The organism is Winogradskyella psychrotolerans (assembly GCF_018860545.1).
Lineage (GTDB): Bacteria > Bacteroidota > Bacteroidia > Flavobacteriales > Flavobacteriaceae > Winogradskyella > Winogradskyella psychrotolerans_A.
In genome coordinates, this window is record NZ_JAHKPN010000031.1 from 62,290 (window position 1) to 86,073 (window position 23,784).

At 33.7% G+C, this 23,784-nt stretch carries 18 protein-coding genes; 9 read left to right on the forward strand and 9 right to left on the reverse strand.

Annotation, left to right across the window (positions count from 1 at the left end; all coding sequences use genetic code 11):
• The first annotated feature begins 31 nt into the window (after window positions 1–31).
• The gene (locus KO515_RS11075; protein ID WP_215936411.1) at window positions 32–6,175 is read left to right on the forward strand and encodes an alpha-2-macroglobulin family protein; all 6,144 of its coding nucleotides are present in this window, start codon (window positions 32–34) and stop codon (window positions 6,173–6,175) included.
• Here KO515_RS11075 and KO515_RS11080 read toward each other — a convergent pair.
• The 5 genes from KO515_RS11080 to KO515_RS11100 all read right to left on the reverse strand — a co-directional run bounded on the left by KO515_RS11080 (window position 6,172) and on the right by KO515_RS11100 (window position 12,031).
• Window positions 6,172–6,900, reverse strand: coding sequence for a LytR/AlgR family response regulator transcription factor (locus KO515_RS11080; protein ID WP_215936412.1), 729 nt, complete (start codon window positions 6,898–6,900; stop codon window positions 6,172–6,174). The two genes, KO515_RS11075 and KO515_RS11080, sit on opposite strands and share 4 nt — an antisense overlap.
• Complete coding sequence (locus KO515_RS11085) at window positions 6,897–7,955, reverse strand: sensor histidine kinase (protein ID WP_215936413.1); 1,059 nt, start codon at window positions 7,953–7,955, stop codon at window positions 6,897–6,899. The genes KO515_RS11080 and KO515_RS11085 overlap by 4 nt, the downstream gene beginning before the upstream one ends.
• A gap of 53 nt (window positions 7,956–8,008) precedes the next feature.
• Window positions 8,009–8,521, reverse strand: a complete 513-nt coding sequence (locus KO515_RS11090) for a hypothetical protein (protein ID WP_215936414.1) — start codon at window positions 8,519–8,521, stop codon at window positions 8,009–8,011.
• Window positions 8,522–8,817: 296 nt separating this feature from the next.
• Entirely contained in the window at window positions 8,818–11,097 is a 2,280-nt protein-coding gene (locus tag KO515_RS11095) for a S9 family peptidase (protein ID WP_252723846.1), read from the reverse strand.
• Window positions 11,098–11,302: 205 nt separating this feature from the next.
• Window positions 11,303–12,031 carry an SDR family oxidoreductase gene (locus tag KO515_RS11100; protein WP_215936415.1) on the reverse strand — a complete coding sequence of 243 codons (729 nt, stop codon included), beginning with the start codon at window positions 12,029–12,031 and terminating at the stop codon, window positions 11,303–11,305.
• Between the two features lie 143 nt (window positions 12,032–12,174).
• Between KO515_RS11100 and KO515_RS11105 the strand changes: the two genes are divergently transcribed.
• On the forward strand, window positions 12,175–12,660 hold the full coding sequence (locus KO515_RS11105; protein WP_215936416.1) for a hypothetical protein: 486 nt from the start codon (window positions 12,175–12,177) through the stop codon (window positions 12,658–12,660).
• Between the two features lie 2 nt (window positions 12,661–12,662).
• The gene (locus KO515_RS11110) at window positions 12,663–14,048 is read left to right on the forward strand and encodes a T9SS type A sorting domain-containing protein (protein ID WP_215936417.1); all 1,386 of its coding nucleotides are present in this window, start codon (window positions 12,663–12,665) and stop codon (window positions 14,046–14,048) included.
• Between the two features lie 13 nt (window positions 14,049–14,061).
• Here KO515_RS11110 and KO515_RS11115 read toward each other — a convergent pair whose 3' ends face one another.
• The 4 genes from KO515_RS11115 to KO515_RS11130 form a co-directional block, all read right to left on the reverse strand.
• Window positions 14,062–14,583, reverse strand: a complete 522-nt coding sequence (locus tag KO515_RS11115) for a DUF4136 domain-containing protein (protein ID WP_215936418.1) — start codon at window positions 14,581–14,583, stop codon at window positions 14,062–14,064.
• 50 nt (window positions 14,584–14,633) lie between these two features.
• Window positions 14,634–15,353 (reverse strand): ion transporter, encoded by a 720-nt coding sequence (locus KO515_RS11120; protein ID WP_215936419.1) that lies wholly within the window; start codon window positions 15,351–15,353, stop codon window positions 14,634–14,636.
• Window positions 15,354–15,368: 15 nt separating this feature from the next.
• On the reverse strand, window positions 15,369–16,367 hold the full coding sequence (gene obgE, locus KO515_RS11125) for a GTPase ObgE (RefSeq protein ID WP_215936420.1): 999 nt from the start codon (window positions 16,365–16,367) through the stop codon (window positions 15,369–15,371).
• 73 nt (window positions 16,368–16,440) lie between these two features.
• Window positions 16,441–17,550: an adenylate kinase gene (locus KO515_RS11130; RefSeq protein ID WP_215936421.1), complete on the reverse strand. Its 1,110-nt coding sequence runs from the start codon at window positions 17,548–17,550 to the stop codon at window positions 16,441–16,443.
• A 157-nt stretch (window positions 17,551–17,707) separates the two neighbouring features.
• Here KO515_RS11130 and KO515_RS11135 point away from each other — a divergent pair, with 157 nt between their 5' ends.
• The 6 genes from KO515_RS11135 (at window position 17,708) to KO515_RS11160 (ending at window position 23,784) form a co-directional block, all read left to right on the forward strand.
• Window positions 17,708–18,862: a 5-(carboxyamino)imidazole ribonucleotide synthase gene (locus KO515_RS11135; protein WP_215936422.1), complete on the forward strand. Its 1,155-nt coding sequence runs from the start codon at window positions 17,708–17,710 to the stop codon at window positions 18,860–18,862.
• Between the two features lie 2 nt (window positions 18,863–18,864).
• Entirely contained in the window at window positions 18,865–19,344 is a 480-nt protein-coding gene (gene purE / locus KO515_RS11140; RefSeq protein WP_215936423.1) for a 5-(carboxyamino)imidazole ribonucleotide mutase, read from the forward strand.
• A gap of 165 nt (window positions 19,345–19,509) precedes the next feature.
• Window positions 19,510–21,540 carry a M3 family metallopeptidase gene (locus tag KO515_RS11145; protein ID WP_215936424.1) on the forward strand — a complete coding sequence of 677 codons (2,031 nt, stop codon included), beginning with the start codon at window positions 19,510–19,512 and terminating at the stop codon, window positions 21,538–21,540.
• A 27-nt stretch (window positions 21,541–21,567) separates the two neighbouring features.
• Window positions 21,568–22,350 (forward strand): hypothetical protein, encoded by a 783-nt coding sequence (locus KO515_RS11150; protein WP_252723847.1) that lies wholly within the window; start codon window positions 21,568–21,570, stop codon window positions 22,348–22,350.
• A gap of 47 nt (window positions 22,351–22,397) precedes the next feature.
• Complete coding sequence (locus KO515_RS11155) at window positions 22,398–22,901, forward strand: GbsR/MarR family transcriptional regulator (protein ID WP_215936425.1); 504 nt, start codon at window positions 22,398–22,400, stop codon at window positions 22,899–22,901.
• Window positions 22,902–22,962: 61 nt separating this feature from the next.
• Window positions 22,963–23,784 carry a hypothetical protein gene (locus KO515_RS11160; protein ID WP_215936426.1) on the forward strand — a complete coding sequence of 274 codons (822 nt, stop codon included), beginning with the start codon at window positions 22,963–22,965 and terminating at the stop codon, window positions 23,782–23,784.

The following is a 23,784-nucleotide window of genomic DNA, read 5'->3' on the forward strand; positions in this document are numbered from 1 at the left end:
TTTTGAATGTATTTTGTTGTAAAATAAAATTATGAAAAACTATATATCGCTATTAATGATCATTTGCTTTGCTTCTTTTTCTAATGCTCAAAATGATTTTGAAGACCAGTGGAAAGAAGTCACCAAACTCGAAACCGAAGGCCTTACAAAAAGTGCTTCGGATGTCGTCGAAACCATATACAAAAAAGCGACTAAAGCTAAAAATACAGAGCAACGTATCAAAGCCTTATTGCATATTAGCAAGTATTTATTGATTCTTGAAGAAGAGGCACAACTCACTATTGTAAATCGATTTAAAACTGAAATTGAAGCCTCTTCAGACCTAATAACCAAACACCTTTTGGAGAATATGTTAGCCACGATGTATTGGCAGTATTTTCAGCAAAGTCGTTATCAATTTTATAACCGAACCAAGACTTCCGAAAAAGTAAGTGATGATTTTAGAACTTGGGATTTAGAAACCATTTTTAATGAAATTCACACCTATTATCAGCGTTCACTTCAACATGCAGATGTACTTCAAAAAGAATCATTACATAATTACAGTCAACTTCTGAATGAAGCTGAAAATTCTAAAGACTATCGTCCTACCTTATATGATTTATTGAGCCATAATGCTTTAGAATTTTACAAAACGGATGAAAACAGCATCACACAACCTTCTTATAAATTTACCATTGAGAATCCTGATTTAATTGCTGAAAGTGACATTTTTACCACAGTAGACTTAACATCCAAAGACACCGTATCGTTGCAACGCAATGCTTTAAAAATCTATCAAAATTTATTGAAATTTCATCATAAAGATCAAGCTTCAAAAGCATTTGTAAACGTTGATATTGAACGTTTACTTTTTGTAAAACAACATGCGACGTTCTCAGATGCAGAAGCATTATGTCTCAATACCTTAAAGTTAGAATCTAAAAATTTGAAGTCTTCAGAATTATCTGCTTTATATGATTTTGAAATTGCTAGAATTTATAAACGCCAAGGAGAATTATATAATAGTAATCTTGAAAACAGTGACACAAACACCACAAATCGTTGGAAGTTAAAAGAAGCCTACGAACTTTGTGACACCGCATTTTCAAGATTTCCCGATAGTCATGGAGGTAAAAAATGTTTGGCTTTAATGGAGGACATAAAATTACCAAAACTTCACATTACAGCTGAACAATTTATTCCTGTTAATTCACCTTCTAAAGTTTTAGTTTCATATAAAAACCTCACGATAATTGATTTTAATATTTATAAAGTCACACAACAACAATTAGAAAATTACAACAGCCTTTATAAAACTGAAGGGAAGTTAGAATTTTTGAAATCATTAAAAACTTATAAAAGCTTTATTTCAAATTTAAAAACAGAATTAGATTATCAAAATCACACCACTGAAGTTGTCATACCAAATCTCGGGAATGGCTTGTACCTTATTCATGCCGATTTACATACTAATGTTTTTGCCACCACGCCTATTCAAGTTACAGATATGGCATTAATTGAAAGTTTTGAAAATGACATGCAAATGTATCAGGTCATTAACAGACAACATGGTCAACCCATCACAAACGCCAAAGTAGAATTAACCTATTCCAACAAAAATAAACAGTTTACAAGATCTTATACAACGGACCGTTTTGGAAAATTTGAATTTCAAAAGGATAAGACTTATTACAATGATGTTGAAATAAAAATCAGTTCTAAAAACGACACAGGCTATTTTGGAGATTATTATATCTACCAAACTTACAATCAAAATACAGACAAAGACACCCGGTACAAAAACTTTCTATTTACAGATCGGAGTATTTACAGACCCGGACAAACAGTTTATTTTAAAGGTATTGCCACCAAGTCTAAAGACGGAAAAACAACTGTTTCTGAGAATGCCGTTGCTAAACTGCGGTTAAAAAATGCTAATGGTGAAGTTATTAGTGAACTATCATTAGTAACTAATAAATTTGGATCTGTACATGGCGAATTTATCATACCAAACGATGGTTTAACTGGTAATTTCAGTATTGATATGTTTTCTGAAACTTATGGTTATACCTATTTTTCGGTTGAAGAATATAAGCGACCTAAATTTAAGCCGGAGTTTCAACCTATTACTGAAACGTATAAAGTAAATGACAGTATCACCGTAAACGGAACGGCAATCGCTTTTGCTGGCAGTAACATCACAGATGCCAAAGTGGTATATCGTGTAAAAAGACATGTTAAATTTCCAAGTTGGTTTTATTGGAGACGCCTCTATTTTAATATGGAAGCCCAAGAAATCACCTTTGGAGAGACTAAAACCAATGCTAAAGGAGAATTTGAAATTACGTTTAAAGCGCTTCCAGACGACAGTGTATCGAAAGACAACCTACCCGTTTTTAATTTTGAAATTACAGCAGATGTTACCGATATTAATGGAGAAACACGGTCGACATCGACCAATGTTTACGTGGGTTATCATGCCCTGACGCTTCATGTTGATGCTCCTCAGATTATTGATAAAACACAAAAAGAGATAGAATTCAGTTTAGCTTCGTTAAACCTTAATGGGCGATTTGCACCTGCTAAAGGCGAATTAAACATCTATAAATTAAAGGCACCAGACCGCGTTTTAAGAACCAGACCTTGGCAAGCACCAGATTACCAAACACTTTCTAAAGACGAATTTGTTAAATTATTTCCAAACGACCCTTATGACAATGAAGATGAATTGACCAATTGGGAAAAAGGAGAAGTGGTCTTTGCTACAACCTTTGATACCGAAAAATCTAAAACGATAACCTTAAAAAAAATTCACAAATGGGATTCTGGTCAGTACATTATTGTTGCAGAAAGCAAAGATAAATTTGGACAAACAGTAACCGACCAAGTATTTACATCACTTTTTAGTCATAAAGATAAAACCATTGCTGATAACCAATTATATAAAGCGGAATTAGACAAAGGCAGTTATGACATTAATTCCATAGCAAAATTAACTTTAGGTTCTGCTGTAGAAAACCTCACGGTGACTGTTGAAATTGAAAAGGATAATAAGATTATAATGACGCAATTGGTTGCGCTTAATAATTCTAAAAAAACAATCACAATTCCTGTTTTAGCAAGTGATTTAGGTGGTTTTGCAATTCATACATCATTTGCCGCTTTCAATGCGTTTACATCTCAGAGTTTTACAGTGAATGTTCCTTATCCTCAAACGGATTTAGAAATTGAAACCACCACCTTCCGAGACAAATTACAGCCAGGACAAGATGAATCCTGGAGTTTTAAAATAAAAGGGCCTAAAGGAGATAAAGTTACTGCGGAATTATTAGCTAGTATGTATGATGCCTCTTTAGATGAGTTTAGAGCACATAACTGGAATTTTAGTCCTATTAACAATCCTGTTTATTACGGAAGTATTAATAAAAATTCTAGACAAAGTTTTGGGACAACTAGTTTTAGATTGATTAATCGTTTTGAGAATGTTTTAGGGTTTTATACTCAAAACTATGATCAATTGAATTGGTTTGGATTTTATTTTGGGAATAATCGTAATTATAGATTAAGAGGTTACTCTCAAATGAAATCAACGACTGCACCAAATAGTATTGAAGTCATTGAGGACGAAATAAACGTAGGTATGGATTATGGCTATGAGGACATGGGTTCAGAATCTAAAAAAGCTTCGAAATTTAAAAATGATGAAAAATGGAATACAAGAAATTCTGATTCTGTATATAACAATGCTAAAGGCCGTTTCACAAAAGCTGAAGACTTAAATACTGCCAACATCCAAATCCGGACAAACCTCAACGAAACCGCCTTCTTCCTTCCACAATTACAAACAGACAAAGAAGGAAATGTCAGTTTCAATTTTACAGCACCAGAAGCGTTAACCCAATGGAAATTACAACTCTTGGCGCACACAAAAACTTTAGAAAGTGCCATAAGCCGATTAGAAACTGTGACGCAAAAAGAATTAATGGTTCTACCAAATGCACCACGATTTTTGAGGGAAGGCGATGACATTACCATTAGCACTAAAATTGCCAATCTTACCGAAAAAGAATTATCTGGCGTTGCACAATTGATATTAACAGATGCTGTTTCAGGAAAAGATATTTCGGAACAACTTGTCTGGTCGAGCGCAGTCGAGACCTCTTCAGACTCCAAAAATTTCACAGTAAATGCCAAAGGCAATACACAAGTCTCATGGCAATTAAAAATCCCTCAAGCTTTACAAGCTGTACAATATAAAATTATTGCAAAAGCTGGTGACTTTAGCGACGGTGAACAAAATGCATTACCTGTTTTAAGCAATAGAATGCTTGTTACAGAAACGCTTCCGATGTGGATTCGTTCTAACGAAACTAAAACATTCACCTTGGATAAGTTGAAGGATAATACCTCATCAACGCTTACCAATCATAAGTTAACTTTAGAGATGACATCTAATCCGGCTTGGTATGCGGTACAAGCCTTACCGTATTTAATGGAATATCCTTATGATTGTAACGAGCAAACATTTTCACGTTATTATGCAAATGCTTTGGCACAACATATTGTAACCTCAAATCCAAGAATTGAAGCTGTTTTCAATCAATGGAAATCGACTGATGCTTTATTGTCTAACTTAGAGAAAAATCAAGAATTAAAATCCTTACTAATTCAAGAAACCCCTTGGTTGCGTGATGCGGAATCAGAAACGGAGCAGAAAAAACGTATTGCGTTATTATTCGACCTTAACAAAATGAATAACGAATTACAATCTGCTGTCAGAAAGCTAAAGAACAATCAACATAATTCTGGAGCTTGGCCTTGGTTTAATGGCGGACGCGATAATCGTTTTATCACCCAACATATTATTGCTGGTTTTGGACATCTTAAGAAACTAAATGTCATTCCGACAGAGCGCAGCGACGAGGAATCTCAAATGATTCAAAACGCATTAAGATATCTAGATGGAGAATTCGTTCAAGAATACAAAGACATCAAAAAATACAATAAGGATGCCGATTTAAGCAAAGACCATTTATCGCACACACAACTGCATTATTTATACACACGAAGTTTTTATCCTGAAAACACACCTTCCAAAGAGGTTAAAAAAATTATGGATTATTACCATAGTCAGATTCAAAAGTACTGGTTAAATCGTTCGTTATATGCTAAAGGTTTAATGGCATTAACGATGGATAGAACAGGTGATGCGAAAACGGCAGGTAAAATTGTAAAATCCTTAAAAGAAAATAGCATAACTTCAAATGAATTGGGAATGTACTGGAAAAATAACACCAACTCATGGCATTGGTACCAAGCACCAATTGAAACACAGGCTTTAATGGTTGAAGTATTTTCGGAAGTGGGAAAATCACTATATGTCACGCTGAGCCCAGTCGAAGCGCAAAAAAAGAACCTCGAAGACATAGACAACCTAAAAATATGGCTACTTAAAAACAAGCAAACCAACCGTTGGAAAACCACCAAAGCGACTACAGAAGCTGTTTATGCTTTATTATTGCAAGGTAGCGATTGGTTAAGTGTCACAGAGCAAGTGGACGTTAAAGTAGGGCGTGAAGCGATTTCACCAGAAACCTTAGACAACGTAAAAGTGGAAGCTGGAACAGGTTACTTTAAAACATCTTGGACTGGTTCTGAAATTACACCAGAACAAGCAGATGTTACCATCACAAAAAAAGGAGAAGGCATTGCTTGGGGAGCGTTGTACTGGCAATACTTTGAAGATTTAGATAAAATAACCTCAGCTGAAACTCCTTTAAAATTGAGTAAAAAGCTATTCTTAAAATCGAATACAGATAAAGGAGAAGAAATCACTGAAATCACTTCAAATACAGAATTAAAGGTTGGTGATGTAATACGCGTTAGAATTGAATTAAGAACTGATCGCACCATGGAATTTGTGCATCTTAAAGATATGCGTGCCGCTGGTTTGGAACCTATAAACGTTCTGTCTCAATACAAATGGCAAGATGGTTTGGGTTATTATGAAAGCACAAAAGATGCTGCCACCAATTTCTTTATGGACTATTTACCAAAAGGAATTTATGTATTTGAATACGATTTACGTGTGAATAATGCTGGTGATATGAGTAATGGCATTAGTACTATTCAATCGATGTATGCACCAGAATTTAGCAGTCATAGTGAAGGTGTACGAATTACAGTGGACTAAAAACTCAATTGATCTTTAAAGATATAGGATTGTCTTCTGGAGATTTCAACTTCTTCTCCAGAATTCATTTCTATTTTTAGTTTTCCGTTAAACCAAGACACCACTTTGTTCACATGATTTATATTTATAATCTGCTGTCTGTTGGCTCTAAAGAACACATCAGAAGGTAACTTTTCTTCAATTTGAGCCAGTGATTTATAAATTAAGGGTTTGTTAGTATCAAAAAAGACTCTGGTATAGTTGCCTACAATTTCAAACAATGAAATGTCTTTAATTTTAACCAACCAACATTTTTCACCATCTTTTATAAAAATTTGCTTATCTAAACTAAGCCCTTCTTGTTTTTCATTTATCGTTGGAATAGCATTTTCTTTTTCAAGAACTTTAGATATGGAACTGGAAAAACGTTTTTGACTTATGGGTTTCAATAAATAGTCAAAAGCATTGTATTCAAAAGACTTAATCGCAAACTCATCAAAAGCCGTTGTAAAAATAGTTATAGGTACCTCATCGAGCATTTCTAAGAGCTCAAACCCATCTTTTTCAGGCATATTGATATCTAAAAAAAGTAGGTCAGGTTGTGTTTTAGTAATGAGGTCAAAACCGTCATCTACATTTTCAGCCTCACCGATGAGTTCAATTTCCTTATGTGCTTTTAAGAGTTCTTTTAACTCATTACGAGCTAAACGGGAATCTTCTACAATTACAGCCTTTAATGTTTTCATACGATAGGTATTTTAATAGTGGCCACCACCTCATTTTCAATTTCTATCAAAGTAAACGTTGCATTTTGACCGTAAAGCAATTCTAATCGTTTCTTAATATTCTTCACCCCTAACTGCGTCGAATTTTTACTTTGTTGTAATGTTCCTGAATTGGCAACTTTAATTTGTAATAGGTTATTAGTAACAAGTGTTGACAAACTTACTTTCCCTCCTCTTTTTAAATTTGAAATACCATGTTTTAATGAGTTTTCAATTAGCATTTGAATAATCATTGGTGGAATTTGTAGATTCAAAGATTTCTGGTCAATTTCTGTTTCAAATTGAAGACGGTCTTCAAATTGAATTTTTGAAATTTCTACATAGTTTTCAACCATTTCTAGTTCATCTTCTAATGAAATGGAATTCAACTCACTTTTAGTAAGTGAATAACGCAACGTTTCGGATAAATTGGTCAACATATTCCTTGCTATATCAGCATCTTCCAACATTAAACCACGAATATTGTTTAAACTATTAAACATAAAATGTGGATTGATTTGCCCTTTCAATGTATTGAGCTGCGACTCTTTTAAGTTAGCTTCTAATTGCAATTGTTTTACTTTAATGGTATTAATGTAATACACTAATTTAAGTGTTAACACCACAAACAACCATACTATAAAATAGGCTAAAAAATGAGGCACATTGGTTAACTTTTGAAGTAAGGTTAGGTCAACACTCTTATTCAAAAAATAATTGGCAGGAATATTTAACATTGGCCAAAGTAAACTGTGATAAATTACCTGAGTTATCACCACTACAGCTATTAGTTTATAAACATCACGTTTAGAATAATCTCCGATATTAAAATAATTTTCAATAAAGTATAGAATAATAAAAGACAGAACAAAACCTAAAAGGCCACACAGGACACCTTCAGATAAAAGATAATACATTCTATTAGGCGAGTCACCACCTCCATAGGTGATCTTATCTATAGTTAGCATAAATAATGCGAATAGAATCCATCCAAAAAAGTTGATGACCCAATATTTATAACTCGGAAGAAGCTTCATTTAAAATTGTTTATTCGATACTAATGTATTGCAAGATATAGGATAAAACTTGTTTATTGCAACTGTAATTCATATTCCATTGTGCTTTCTAACAACGCAATTTCTTTTTCTGTTTTTTTGTATGACAAATAACCAAAGACACCTACAAAAGTTAAATAGGCTAATACACTTAAAACACCGAAAACATTCGAATCAAGATGTATTGAAACTGTTGGAATTAAGGTTAAAATCCAAAAGGTTATAAAATACATTTCATATTTTTTACGATTAGACATATAAGTTTTAAATTTAGAAATACTAGCAACTAAAGTTGTTTGCGTGTATGACTTTTGTTTAATGTCTTTTAATGACAAAAATTTATCTATAAAAAAAACTATAGCTAAAACTCCCATTAATAATAGCATCACATAAAGGTTATTTTCTCTTGCGCGAATAACAAGCCCTATTGAGATACCTACTAAAATACATGAAGATAGCTTGGCCATTTTTGCACCAGTCAATAATTTGTTGAAGGTCTTTAATTGATTTTGAAATGTGTCCTGTTTTTGTGGGTTTGAATTTTTCATAATTTGATTGATTAAATGCGTGGGTGATTAGCTAAAAGTGAGGAATATAACTTCAACTATAAATTCTACGATGATTTTTACTACACTGATCATAACACTGTTGTTTTTTGATTGATGAATACTGTTCGTTTTCTAATTGATAATATAAAGATAGCTCCCCAAATACGTTTTAAAATAGAAATTATGACGAGTGGTAAATAGCATATGATGAGCGGAAACAAGGTGAATTATTTTCATAAAAAAACCTCTTAAGATGCTAATCTTAAAAGGTTTTTTAACTTGTAATCTTTATTCTACTATTTTAGGTGTTGTGCAAAGAAACCAAGCATAGCTTTATACAATTCTACTTTATTTTCTTCATGAGAAAAACCATGTCCTTCATCGTATTTTACCATATAAGGCACCTCTATTCCTCGTGCTCTCATACTTTTTACCACTTGGTCAGATTCATCTATATTTACTCTAGGGTCATTAGCTCCTTGAATAACAAATAATGGTTTTGTAATTTTATCTACATGCAATGCTGGTGACACTGCAGTCATAATTTTTTGATCAGCTTCATCTTCAGAATTATACCATTGCTCATTGAATTGTGCCATATAAGGCTTCCAGTATTCTGGGAACGACTCAAAGAATGTAAACAAGTTGCTCACACCAACATAATCAATACCACAAGTATATAAATCTGGTGTTTTAACCAAACTTCCTAAAGTGGCTAAACCACCGTAACTCGCCCCATAAATAGCGACCTTTTCATTATCAATAAAATCTAAGGTTTTGGCATAAGCTACAGCATCTTCAAGATCGTTGAGCATTTTTCGGCCTATTTGCTTATTTCCGGCTAAAAAGAAGTCTTTTCCATAACCTCCAGATCCTCTATAATTCACCTGTAAAGTGGCATACCCTCGACTTGCAAACAGTTGTGTTTCTGGATTAAAACCCCAATAATCTCTCACTCCATAAGGTCCTCCATGTGGATTTACAATTAATGGCACACGTTCTCCTTTTTTAATGTTATTCGGAATTGTGATATAACCGTAAACTTTTAACCCATCTCTTGTTGTGAAGTTTATAGGTCTCATCTCTGCCATATCTTCTTCATGCAACTGTGGCATTAAGTCTAATAATTTTGTAAACTCATCTTTCTTTACATCGTACGTGTAATACGTCCCATAAAGTTTGTCTGTTTGTAAGATGATTAAATATTTATCTTCATCATCTGTTTTGTCAACAATAGAATAAACTTTGTCTCCAAATTGCTTTTTAAACTTTTTGTCTAGTTTTTTATAGTAGCTACTTACTGGAACTACGTGTGTTTTCTCACCCGTGTAGTAGTAATAATCTACCTCGTAATTTCGCTTTTTAGATCTGCTTAAGCCACCAACATCAAAGGCATCATTGCTATAAATTTTTTCAATAATTTGCTTCTTTGCTAAATCATAAAGCACCAACTCGCTGGTATCGCTATCTAAATTAGTTAATACATAAGCATCATGTTTGTAAGGCGTATTGTAATTAAATGCTATTAGAGAAAATGAATCTTTCCAGTTTGTAGTCACTACTTCATTAAATGACGCATCTGATCCGGTTCTATAGTACAACACGTATTCTACACCATTCTGCTGCTTTGTGTACCCTCTAAGTTCTCCATCTTTATCAAACTCATAACCTGCTATGGGAGCAGAAGCATCTTTATTTTCGAACAACTTTTCCATATCACCTGTTACAATATTTAATTTGTAAGGCTCAAAAATCTGTTTATTGTCCTTATTCATCATTATAATAACGTGATCTGGTTGATCTTCTAAAAGATTAGAAAAGTTAACTTTTACATCATCAAAAGGAGTTAAAGCTTTTGGATTACTTCCATCTATATTGGCTGCAAAAAGCTGATAGTTTTCATTACCACCATTATCTTTTATGTATATTAACCTATTATCATTTGCCCAACCGTAACCCCTAATAAGCTCCTCGCCTTCTTCTATGGCTAAGGTTACTTTTTCTGTTTTAGTATCTTTTACATACACATGATTTTTTCCGTTAGCATCTTTTTCTCTAAATGAAAAATAGTTGCCTTTAGGTGAAAACTGAAATGAACTTTTTGTAGGATCGGCAAAATAATCTTCGGCAGAATATTTATAAGACCCCTTATCAAAAGCAGCTAATTTATCTAATGCTTCTTTTGATGAAGGCAACGACACATCTCCTGGTTTTGTTTTTATTGTTTTAGTTAAGTTTAATGGTAATTCCATCCCGCCTTGAAAAAATGTCCCATTTATGGTTTCTTTTTCCAAAACACCTACATATTTGATACCACCTTGGGTAAAGGCAATTGTTAATTCATTAGCTTTAAAACTAGTTTTATCCATAGGAATACCTGTGGCTCCTTGACTTGGACTATCCATTGTAGAAGACAAAACACCGTTGTCATTTTTTATATTAAAAAGTAATGGTAATTCTTGGCCTTGCACATTCAACACTCCTTTCCAAGATCCTGAAATATCTTGAGCAAAAGTGCTCATTGAAAATACTAAAGCAATGATGCTTAGTACTAAATTTAATTTTGTTTTTCTCATGATGATTATTTTAATAATTAATTGATTTACAGTTAAAATTATATTGATAAGTAACTATTTTTATATAAACGTTACATATATTTCTGTAAATGTATAATTGAAATCACCATGAGAATCCGAAAATATGTTAAGTGGTAATTTAAATATGCTAAACGGCAGTAAGGAACTTTTCTAAAAAAAGACCTCCATTGGGAAGTCTTTTGAGTTATTTACTACTCGGAGGAGTTGTCGGTCTCACCTCAATTTTACTTGGCAAGGTTCTTGGGTTCATTTGTAATAAATCTATTACCAATTTACCGATATCTTCAATCTGAATTTTCCATGCTTGATCTTCACTTGGTGTATTTCCATTAAAATGTGTTGAAACAGATCCGGGCATAATAGTACTGACTTTTACGCCATACTTCCTTAAATCTAACATTACCGCTTGGGTAAATCCGGTGACTCCAAATTTACTAGCGTTATAAGCCGAACCTCCCGCAAAGAAATTCGCACCAGCTAAACTTGAAATTGTGATGTAATACCCTTTAGATTTCTTAAGTGCGGAAACACTTGCTTTTATAGAATTAAAAGCCCCAGTTAGGTTGGTGTCAATAGTTTGGTTCCATTGCTCTACGGTTAAATCTTCAATACTACCAAAATGACCGAGTCCTGCATTAGCAATAACAATATCTAATTGTCCAAAGGTGTCTAGTACTTGCTTAACAGCGTCTTCCTGACTTTCAAGATGTCTAACATCTGCTCTAATACCAACCACAGATCCTACAGTATCTGTTTTTGATGCTAATTCTTTTGCTGCATCATTAGCTGCATTCTCATCTCTACTTGTAATTACAACTTTTAATCCTTGGTTAAGTAAAGCTTCTGCCACACCAAAACCAATTCCTTTTGTACCTCCTGTGATTAACGCTACCTTTCCTTTTAAATCTCTCATTTCTTCTTTTTATCCAAATTTACAAAATAGGATTAAAAAATGAGACTCAATACTGTTATGATATTTATAAAACTATAAGTTGCTTGCTATCAAATACTTTTATAATTAACTTTGTAGGCTTATATAAATCTAAGGTTTATTCAATGAAAATTTTACACATTATAAAGATTACATTTTCATTAGTCTTCATATTCTGTTTATTCTCTTGTGTTGGTAAAAAACCTATAATTACTGAAGAACAACAGATAACACCACCACAACTTCTCTTCTTAAATTATAAAATTGAAAAGGTAGCCGACACTAAAACCGTCTCACTTATTAATCAAATCACCACAGATGGTAAATTAAAGGCGACGATTCTAGATAAAAACAACCCAACTACTGGCGATTTAGAATGTATCATTTTAGATAAGGATTTCAATTCATTAGAAAAATATTCGATAAAAAATCCGCTAAAAAAAACAATAGAGTTCATAAACGATTCGGGAGAATTCGAAAAAAAAATATTAGATTTAGACAACGCACAGTTTTCATTAAAATTACAACTACCACCTCATTCAGCATTTGTACTTATAAATGAAATTACAGACAGAGAAATCATAAAACACGTCACCACGAAAATTGAATAAGCATGAAGAAAATTCTACTATTATTATGTTTTACTCTTAATTTACAAATCGTTTTTTCACAGACGTTTGATGTGGTAAAGATTAAAGATTCTGGTGATGATGATAAACGCATCAATCTTGTTATTTTAGGAGATGGCTATCAAACTACGGAACTGTCACAGTTTGAAACAGACGCTACTAATTTTATGAATGATATGTTTACACAAGAGCCATTTTCAAATTATGAAAACTACTTTAATGTTTATATCATAAATGTACCATCGAATGAAAGTGGCACAACACACCCAGGAACAGCACCAGATGAACCAACTCCAATAGTGCCTACGATAACTGTTGATAATTATTTTGGAACAGCTTATGATAGTTACAATGTACATAGGCTGTTATACACGGAAAACACAGCTTTAATCTCTACGGTTTTAGCTAATAATTTTCCTCTATATGACCAAGCTCTTATATTAGTTAACTCACCGTACTATGGAGGCAGTGGTGGTATGTTTCCAATCACCTCTACAGGAGAAGATGCTAACGAAATTGCCATTCATGAATTGGGTCATTCTTTTGTGAATTTAAAAGACGAATATTACCCAGGAGATATTTTGGCCGCAGAGGCTATAAACATGACGCAAGAAACAGATCCTACATTAGTACGATGGAAAAATTGGGTTGGAGTAAACAATGTTGGTATTTACCCATATGCAACTTCCGGAACAGCTTCAACTTGGAACCGACCTCATCAAACTTGTAAAATGCGTTATCTTGGATATGATTTTTGTTCGGTTTGTAAAGAAGGAATTATTGAACGCATTCACGATTTAATTTCACCAATTGATTCTTATGCACCAACTGAAGTCACTATTACCGAACCTAGTTTTCCATTAGATTTTCAATTGAATACTATTCAAACGCTTCCTACCAATACCATAGAAAATACTTGGACCCTGAACAGTACTGCTATTGCTACTAACTCGGATATTGTTTCTATCGAAGAAAGTGATTTAACATCAGATACAAATACGTTAACAGTTGTAGTGCACGATGCTACGACTCTAATTGATGTCGATAACCATGAAACCATTCATGTTTCAACCGTGACTTGGACAATAGATAATACTCTAGGCATACAAAATGTTACAGAAAATAATTTCAGTTTAACGATGTTTCCCAATCCTGCGAATACGAATTTAAATATTGCTTTAGAGAATGTGTTAAATGATGTCATAACGGTAGACATCGTAAGTCTTGATGGAAAACGAGTCCAATCAGCAACGCTTAATAACAATCAGAATACAACTCTCGATATTAGCGCATTAGGTAAAGGCATTTACATTACTAACTTTTATACGAATGGAGTATTAATTGCGAGTAAAAAACTGATTAAGAATTAGAATGAAAGGATAACTATTCAGATTTTGGCGGATACGTTGAAAATATCTTTTCCACGACTTTATGAAACCTTTCCTCACGTTTTTCCGGAGTATCATTGGGGCTATAACTGCTTTCGCTAATCGCTTGCCAAAACATTCCTGTTTTACTATCGTCTACGAACTCAATTACTAATTCTCTTGTGCTTTTATGACCACCAATGGGTAAGCCTACAGAAATTCCACCTCCAACATTACCTCCACCTCCACCAAGACCTACTCCAACATTACTATTGTTTCTACTTTGAATCTCTTGACTTTGAATATCGATAAAAAAATCAGGATGATCGGACCGTGTTAATCCCATCGTTTCAAGCTTCGCATCCATGGATCGCATTAAACGTTTGGTGTCTAATTCAGACAAGCCTGTTTCCATGCCATCAAAATAATTATAAGTTTTGTAGTGATTGAAATCTGTAGATTTTTCGTAATCGTAGTGGACTTTAGTTCCGCAAGACGTTAGGATAAACGTAATAAGAATGAATTTTAAATTTTTCATCTTTTTATTTTAAAGGTATTAAAAATTTAAAACTGTGACTCCTATTTTAACTATTCCTCTTTAATTTCATCTTGAGGCTCTACTGCCTTTGTTAAAGACGACGAAATAATACCAGTAGGTATGGCTACAATTCCTAATCCGATTAAGAGCATAAAAAATGTAAAAATACGACCTCCTACTGTGATTGGGTAGACATCACCATAACCCACTGTTGTTAGAGTCACGATAGACCACCACAAACTTGAAAATACGGAAGAAAAATGTTCGGGTTGCGCTTCGTTTTCAAAATAATAAATACCAACTGCAGTAAAATAAATAAGCATTAAGGTAATAATCATAAAAAGCACAATTTGCTCTTTTGCCGATTTCATTGCATTGGCAAAATGACGCATGGCTTTATTATAGCGCACTAGTTTAAATAGTCTAAATAATCGGAACATACGCAATAAACGCAACGAGCGTAAATCGATTCCGAAAGAGAGGTAAAAAGGTAGAATCGCAAGGAAATCTATAATACCGAAAAAACTAAAAATAAATTTAGGTTTACTATCGGCAACATAAATACGTGCGACATACTCAAAGGTGAAAACAACAACACAAAACGCCTCAATGGCATTTAAAATTACTCGCGTTTGAGGTTTTAAATCTGGTAAGGTTTCTACTGAAAATGTAATTACAGAGAATATAATTAAAAACTGAATAAAATAAGCAAACCATCTACTCTGTTTTGATTCGTTAATTTCAACTAAGTTTTTAAGATAGGTTTTCATTATAATGCTTAGACATTAATCATTCAGCAATTTCCAAAGTTTATCTTTTAATTCTGTTAAACCTTGATGTGCAACCGAGGAAATAAACATGAAATCCGCTTTTAAATCTTTCTTTAAAATTGTAGATATTTCTGATTTCAATTCATCATCTAACATGTCCGATTTTGAAACCACAACCAAACGTTCCTTATCCAACATTTCTGGATTGTAACGTCTTAATTCATCTTCTAGAATTTCGTATTGCTCTACAATATCTTTAGCGTCTGCCGGAATTAAAAATAACAAAATTGAATTTCGTTCAATATGTCTTAAAAAGTAATAACCTAAACCTTTGCCTTCAGCTGCACCTTCAATAATACCGGGAATATCAGCCATCACAAACGACTGAAAATCGCGATATTCCACAATACCTAAATTCGGTTTTAAAGTCGTAAACTCATAATCTGCAATTTTAGGTTTTGCAGACGTTAATACAGACAATAACGTTGATTTACCAGCATTTGGAAACCCAACTAAACCAACATCAGCTAATACTTTTAGTTCTAAAGTAATATCTCTTTCTTCAAGTGGAATACCCGGTTGTGCATAACGTGGAGTTTGGTTAACTGAATTTTTAAAATGCCAGTTACCACGACCTCCCATTCCTCCTTCCACGACGATGCGTTCCTCACCATCTTCGGTGATTTCAAACATAACAGTATCCGTTTCAGAATCACGAACTACAGTTCCTAAAGGGACATCGATGTAAATATCTTCACCATCAGCACCTGTACTTCTACCAGAACTACCATGTGCACCATGACCCGCTTTAAAGTGTCGTTTAAACTTTAAGTGAATAAGTGTCCAAAGATTAGAGTTTCCACGTAAAATAACATGACCACCACGACCTCCATCTCCTCCATCTGGTCCACCTTTTTGTATATATTTTTCGCGATGTAAATGCGCAGAACCTTTTCCTCCGTTACCAGAAGATACGTGCATTTTTACGTAGTCAACAAAATTTCCTTCAGTCATGCTTACTTTCCGTAAATACGGAAACAGTTTTAATTAATTAGAAATGGATTCCTGCCTTCACAGGAATGACAATTTACAGTTTATCAATCACTGTACTTAAACGCACTGTAATATCTTCGACACTACCAACACCGTCAACACCAAAATATTTGTTTTGATCAGAATAGTAATCTTTTAAAATTGCTGTTTTTGTGTAATATTGTTTAATGCGGTTTCTAATTATGCTTTCGTCAGCATCATCTGTTCTTCCGCTTGTTTCGCCTCTCTTTAGCAAACGCCCTACCAATACCTCATCGTCAACTTCAAGAGCAACCATAGCATCAATTTGAGAATCTTTACCTTCCATTAATTCATCTAAAGCCTTAGCTTGTGCATTAGTTCTAGGAAAACCATCGAAAATAAAGCCGTTAGCTCCAGCATTTTTTTCAACCTCTTTGTTCAACATATCTATAGTCACCTGATCTGGCACTAATTCCCCTTTGTCCATAAATGACTTCGCCAACATTCCTAAGGCCGTTTCATTTTTAATATTAAATCTAAACACGTCACCAGTGGAGATGTGTATTAAATCATATTTTTCCTTTAGAAAATTAGCTTGTGTTCCTTTACCTGCACCTGGAGGGCCAAATAGCACTATGTTCGTCATATGTTGTGTGGTTTTTAATTGATATACATCTGGTAAGTCTCTTCCTAATCCGTCGTAATCTAAGCCATAGCCTACGATGAATTTATTAGGAATTTCCATACCGACGTAATGAAGTTTGAAATCTTTATTGTAAGCTTCAGGTTTGTAAAATAAAGTGGCAATAATTAATTGCTTTACATTTTCATTTTCAAAAATACGATGTACTTCTTCTAACGTGTTTCCTGAATCTATTATGTCTTCTAAAATAACAACAGTTCTACCTGTTAAGTCTTGGGTTAAACCAATTAAACGTTGAATATCTTCCGTAGACTTTACCCCTTCATAAGAGGCTAATTTTATAAAAGTAACTTCACATGGTTTTGGATACTTTTTTACAAAGTCGCTCACTAACATAAATGAGCCATTTAAAATCCCAATAAATACAGGTACTTCATCACCCAAATCTTCAGCAATACCATCTACCATTTTTTGGACAGCAGTATCTATTTCTTGTGCAGATATAAAAGGTTTGAAATATAAATCGTGAAGCTTTATCACTTTCTTATTATTTTAGAATTGCAAAGATACATATTTGATTGCTGTTTAAGGGATTTTTGATTTAGGAATTTAGAAGATTGTATCATATTTACCTTATTTTTGTTGCTGAAAACACAATGTGTAACTAAATAAGTTTCCACTTTCGTGGAAAATTAATATGAACTATTTTTCTTCCAATTTTAAACTCGGTATTCTTGGTGGTGGTCAACTTGGCAAAATGATGTTGTATGACACTCGTAAATTTGATATTTTCACTAGCGTCTTAGACCCTAGCGCTGATGCCCCATCACGACTGGCTTGCGATAAATTTACCACAGGCGATCTTTTAGATTATGACACGGTTGTTAACTTCGGAAAACATCTTGACGTCTTAACGTTTGAAATCGAAAATGTTAATGTAGATGCTTTAGAGACACTTGAAAAACAAGGTGTGAAAGTTTTTCCATCGTCAAAAACCTTAAGGACCATTCAAAATAAAGCGACACAGAAATTATTTTATCGCGATCATAATATTCCGACTGCGGATTTTTCAAGATTTGCATATACCTCTGAAATTGATGAAGTGATAGATCATGGAGGTTTAAACTATCCTTTTGTATGGAAAAGTGCCCGATTTGGTTATGACGGTACAGGAGTAAAAGTGGTTAAAAGTATTTCTGATTTAACGGATTTGCCAAATGTAGAATGTATTACAGAAGACTTAATTCCGTTTAAAAATGAATTAGCTGTTATTGTGGCTAGAAATGAACAAGGAGATTTAAAAACATATCCTGTTGTTGAAATGGAATTTCATCCTGAAGCGAACCAAGTTGAATATGTGATTTGTCCGGCTAGGATTCCTGAAGCCATTGCTAAAAAAGCAGAATCAGTAGCTTTAAAAGTGGCATCAGAATTTAAGCATGTCGGATTATTAGCGGTTGAAATGTTTCAAACTGAAAATGACGAAATTTTAGTCAATGAAGTCGCACCAAGACCTCATAATTCTGGTCATTACAGCATTGAAGGAAGTTACACGTCGCAATTTGAACAGCAAATTAGATGTATTCTAGGATTACCCCTTGGTAACACAGAAAGTAAAGTTGCTGGTGTTATGGTGAACCTTGTAGGTGCAGAAAACCATACTGGCAATGTCGTATATAAAAATATTGAAAATATACTGGCAATGGATGGTGTAACCCCTCACATTTATGGCAAAAAACAAACCAGACCATTTCGAAAAATGGGACATGTCACTATTGTGAATAAGGATATCGCTGTGGCTCGTGAAATAGCAGAACAAGTAAAACAAACAATCGAAGTAATTAGCGAATAAAAATGAGTAAAGTAGCCATTATAATGGGAAGTAAAAGCGATATGCCAGTAATGCAAGACGCTATAGATATATTAAACGGTTTTGATATAGATATTGAAGTGGATATCGTTTCAGCACACAGGACACCAGAAAAGTTATATGAGTTTAGCAAAAATGCACATAAAAGAGGCATAAGCGTCATCGTTGCTGGTGCAGGTGGCGCGGCACATTTACCTGGCATGGTAGCCTCAATGTCACCATTACCAGTAATAGGTGTCCCTGTAAAAAGCAGTAATTCTATTGATGGCTGGGATTCTGTATTATCTATTTTACAAATGCCAGGAGGTGTTCCAGTAGCCACTGTCGCACTCAACGGAGCAAAAAACGCTGGAATTTTAGCAGCTCAGATTATTGGGTGTTCAGATCAATGTGTTTTAGATAAAATAATGGTCTACAAAGAAGGCTTGAAAGCTAAAGTTATTGATTCTGCTAAAGACCTATAAAAAAGCCTCAACTTTCGTTAAGGCTTCTAGCTATTAATCAATTCCTATTAGTAAAACTTATATACTAGTAAGATTTTGCAAAGGTACAGAAAACCTATTCTTTCGTTCTCTTAAATTTCAGTTAAAAAATAGATCACAAATAGTAGTAAGAAAAAACCACATATAATGACAATTCTTAACAAAGCATTCGAAACTCCATATAATACAGCGCCTTTTTCAAAAATTAAAACAGAAGATTATCTACCTGCTTTTAAATTAGCTATTGAAAAAGCAAAAGCTGAAATTGAGGTTATAACAGCAAATACTGAAGCCCCAACTTTTGAAAACACTATTGAAGCTTTAGATTATTCAGGCGAAGAACTAGATCGCATATCTAGTATTTTCTTCAACCTAAATTCTGCGGAGACTAATGACGAGATTCAAAAAATTGCTCAGGAAGTTTCACCTTTACTTTCGGAATTCAGTAATGACATCACTTTAAATGAAGACTTATTTAAACGTGTTAAGGCGGTATACGATTCCAAATCTACTTTAGATTTAACCACAGAACAAGCCACGCTTCTCGATAAAAAATATAAAGGATTTTCTAGAAATGGCGCTAATCTTTCTGAAGATAAAAAGACAAAACTCAGAGCAATTGATAAAGAGTTAAGTCAATTGAAATTAAAATTTGGTGAGCATATCCTAGCGGAGACCAATAAATTTGAAATGCACCTTACAGATGAAGCTGATGTATCGGGTTTACCAGAAGGCGCTAAAGAAGCCGCTAAACAATTAGCCGAAAGCAAAGACAAAGATGGTTGGTTGATTACCTTAGATTATCCCAGCTATATTCCGTTTATGACTTATGCGGACAATAGAGCATTACGCGAAAAACTTTCTAAAGCCTTTGGCAGAAAAGGGTTTCAGAATGATGATTTAGACAACCAAGATATTGTTCTTAAAATTGCACAACTACGTTTTGAGCGTGCTCAACTTTTAGGCTATAAAACCCACGCCCATTTTGTTTTAGAAGAACGTATGGCACAAACGCCAGAAAAAGTAACGTCTTTTTTAAATGAATTATTAGAAAAAGCAAAACCTGCTGCTAAAGATGAATTTAAAGCACTTGAAGATTTTGCTAAAGATTTAGATGATATTGACCAACTTCAAAAATGGGATTCTGGTTATTATTCTGAAAAGTTGAAACAAAAATTATTCGATTTGGATGATGAGCAGTTAAAGCCGTATTTCAAATTAGAAAATGTTATTAATGGTGCATTTACAATAGCCAATAAATTATTCGGATTACAATTTGAAGAAATTGACACTATTGACAAATATCACGACGATGTTTTAACCTACAAAGTTACAGATGCCGATGGTGAATTAGTTTCTATTTTCTATGCTGATTTTTTCCCAAGATCAGGAAAACGTAATGGGGCATGGATGACCTCTTACAAACCGCAAATGATTAAAGATGGTAAAAATGAAAGACCACACATTTCTAACGTTTGTAATTTTACCAAACCCACAAAAAGTAAACCGTCGTTATTAACGTTTAATGAAGTGACGACCTTATTTCATGAATTTGGTCACGGCCTTCACGGCATGTTAGCCAACACCACCTATCCAAGTTTATCAGGAACTAGTGTGTATTGGGATTTTGTTGAATTACCAAGTCAGGTGTTAGAAAATTGGTGTTACGAAAAAGAAGCACTAGCGTTATTCGCAACACATTATGAAACTGGAGACGTGATTCCGATGGCATTGATTGAGAAAATTAAAGCCTCAGCTACATTTCATGAAGGTATGCAAACGCTACGTCAGTTAAGTTTTGGATTACTAGATATGTCTTGGCATGGTATTGATCCTTCAGAAATTAAAGATGTAAAAGCTCATGAAATTGAAGCTTTTGGTGACACAAGTTTATATCCAGATGTGGCAGAAAACTGTATGAGCACATCGTTCTCTCATATTTTTCAAGGCGGTTATTCTTCAGGTTATTACAGTTACAAATGGGCCGAAGTTTTAGATGCGGATGCTTTTGAATATTTTAAAGAAGAAGGTATTTTCAACAAAGCCGTCGCTGATAAATTTAAAACGTTTGTTCTTTCTCAAGGAGGCACAGAAAACCCAATGAAATTGTATAAGAAATTTAGAGGACAGGAGCCAAAACCTGAAGCGTTGTTAAGACGTGCAGGATTATTGAAATAAAACGATTAATTTAAACGTTCATAGTTGATGGGTATACTTAAAGGCATTGGACATATCGTATTCATTATAGTTTTAACAGCTATTACGCAAGTTGGAGGTGTCATCTGGATACTTGCAGTTATTATTTCACACCAAACAAAAAAGGGAAAACGATACGTTTTCCCTTTTTTGTTTCTACTCTTTAATTTAGTCATCATCCCACCAATCGCATCTCATTTTGGCAGAGAAAAACTACCATGGTTTGGTACAGAATTACAACCTCGAAATTGGTTTTACCCTTTGGCCTTTAGAAATTATGTGAATTCAGAATTAAAACTAGAATTAGAAGATTCTGCACATGTTTTATATAAATCAGGCATCACAATAACCTATTTAGATGCCAATTTCCCGTTCTTTAATGGCTTTCCATTATTACCACACTTGAGTCATAATGATGGAAAAAAGATAGATCTATCATTTATGTATCTAGATGAGGATGGTCAACCTACCAACAAAAAACCCTCCACTTCTGGTTATGGTGCTTATGCTAATTCTGATAAAAACTACAGTTCTAAATCTTGTTTAGACAAAGGCTATTGGCAATATGATTTTACTAAGTACCTCACTTTCGGAACTCGGAATGACTTGAAGCTCGATAAAAAAAATACAGCCCGCATCATAGATCAATTGCTTTCAATTTCGTCGGCTCAAAAGTTATTTATTGAGCCTCATCTTAAACAATCCTTAGGTTTCAGTCTACAATCAAAAATTCGATTTACAGGTTGCCAAGCGGTTAGACACGATGATCATATTCATTTTCAAATAAAATAAACTTTCAATAGTTATTGAAAGTTTAAAAATTATCATATATTTGCTATATGGAATATCCAGAAGCAAAAGAAAAGTTTATTAGTACTTGGGGCAGTTTAGGTTCACTTTGGGGCATAAACAAAGCCATGGCTCAGATACAAGCATTGCTTTTTATTTCAACCCAACCTTTATCGATGGAAGACATTATGGAGGATCTTAAAATTTCTCGTGGTAATACGAGCATGAATTTAAGGCAACTGATGGATTGGGGCATTGTCACCAAAGTTTTGGTATCTGGAGAACGTAAAGAATTTTTCACCACAGAAAAAGACGTACAAGAATTAGCGCGAATCATTGCCAAAGAACGTAGCAGACGAGAAATCAGACCTGTGATTAAAGTTTTAGATGACGTGTCTTCTATTAAAGATGATGGCACCGAAAACACAAAAGAACTGATAAAACAAACTAAAGCGTTGCAAAGTCTAACGCAAGATTTAGATACCCTTATGAGTAAAATGGTGAATCAAAAACAAAACTGGTTAACAAAGTCGGTTATGAAGCTGATGAAATAATATTATATTTTTTTAAATCAAACTTTCATTTTTTTCTGAAAGTTTAAAACAAACAAAAATAATGAAAACCTTGAAAAACCAAACTCTCCTTTACGATAAAGACTGTCCTTTATGCAATGTCTACACCAATGGTTTTATTAAAGCCAAAATGTTGGATGATAATGGCCGAAAAGCGTATTGTGATGTCACCAAGGAAGAACAAAATTTCATTGATTTAAAACGTGCGACCAATGAAATTGCCCTTTTTGATACTAAAAACAAAACCGTAATTTATGGCATAGATAGTTTACTTAAAGTTATGGGTAACTCAATACCTTTGATAGAGAAAACAGGAAATTTGAAACCTATTAAATTCGGGTTAACAAAGCTGTATTCATTTATATCTTATAATAGAAAAGTCATAATTCCGAGTAAAGAGAACAAAACACAAACACTACAATGTGTACCAGATTTTAACCACAAGTACAGATATATTTACATTTTATTTGCTGCACTGGTAACAAGCATTGTACTCTTCAAATTCGGTAAATTAATTACGATCCTACCAGGGTCTAATTTCCTCAGAGAAGGTTTAATGGCTTTAGGACAGATTGGGTTTCAAGCCTTATTCATTTCAAAATTAAAATATGAAAAACAGCTCAACTACTTTGGTAATCTCATGACGGTTTCATTAATGGGATGTCTTATGTTAATTCCTGTCCTAATAATAAACTCAATGATTCAAATACCAGAATTAGCCCTAATCTTTTGGTTCGGACTTACAGCAACTATCATGTTGTTTGAACATATAAGACGTATTAAACTCTTAGAATTACCGAATGTATTATCAGCAACTTGGATCCTGTATCGCATACTTATTTTACTAACAATTTTATTTCTTTAA

Coding starts and splice junctions, on each gene's coding strand:
- KO515_RS11075 (WP_215936411.1), top strand. CDS start 32: ATGAAAAACTATATATCGCTATTAATGATCATTTGCTTTGCTTCTTTT.
- KO515_RS11080 (WP_215936412.1), bottom strand. CDS start 6,900: ATGAAAACATTAAAGGCTGTAATTGTAGAAGATTCCCGTTTAGCTCGT.
- KO515_RS11085 (WP_215936413.1), bottom strand. CDS start 7,955: ATGAAGCTTCTTCCGAGTTATAAATATTGGGTCATCAACTTTTTTGGA.
- KO515_RS11090 (WP_215936414.1), bottom strand. CDS start 8,521: ATGAAAAATTCAAACCCACAAAAACAGGACACATTTCAAAATCAATTA.
- KO515_RS11095 (WP_252723846.1), bottom strand. CDS start 11,097: ATGAGAAAAACAAAATTAAATTTAGTACTAAGCATCATTGCTTTAGTA.
- KO515_RS11100 (WP_215936415.1), bottom strand. CDS start 12,031: ATGAGAGATTTAAAAGGAAAGGTAGCGTTAATCACAGGAGGTACAAAA.
- KO515_RS11105 (WP_215936416.1), top strand. CDS start 12,175: ATGAAAATTTTACACATTATAAAGATTACATTTTCATTAGTCTTCATA.
- KO515_RS11110 (WP_215936417.1), top strand. CDS start 12,663: ATGAAGAAAATTCTACTATTATTATGTTTTACTCTTAATTTACAAATC.
- KO515_RS11115 (WP_215936418.1), bottom strand. CDS start 14,583: ATGAAAAATTTAAAATTCATTCTTATTACGTTTATCCTAACGTCTTGC.
- KO515_RS11120 (WP_215936419.1), bottom strand. CDS start 15,353: ATGAAAACCTATCTTAAAAACTTAGTTGAAATTAACGAATCAAAACAG.
- obgE (WP_215936420.1), bottom strand. CDS start 16,367: ATGACTGAAGGAAATTTTGTTGACTACGTAAAAATGCACGTATCTTCT.
- KO515_RS11135 (WP_215936422.1), top strand. CDS start 17,708: ATGAACTATTTTTCTTCCAATTTTAAACTCGGTATTCTTGGTGGTGGT.
- purE (WP_215936423.1), top strand. CDS start 18,865: ATGAGTAAAGTAGCCATTATAATGGGAAGTAAAAGCGATATGCCAGTA.
- KO515_RS11145 (WP_215936424.1), top strand. CDS start 19,510: ATGACAATTCTTAACAAAGCATTCGAAACTCCATATAATACAGCGCCT.
- KO515_RS11150 (WP_252723847.1), top strand. CDS start 21,568: ATGGGTATACTTAAAGGCATTGGACATATCGTATTCATTATAGTTTTA.
- KO515_RS11155 (WP_215936425.1), top strand. CDS start 22,398: ATGGAATATCCAGAAGCAAAAGAAAAGTTTATTAGTACTTGGGGCAGT.
- KO515_RS11160 (WP_215936426.1), top strand. CDS start 22,963: ATGAAAACCTTGAAAAACCAAACTCTCCTTTACGATAAAGACTGTCCT.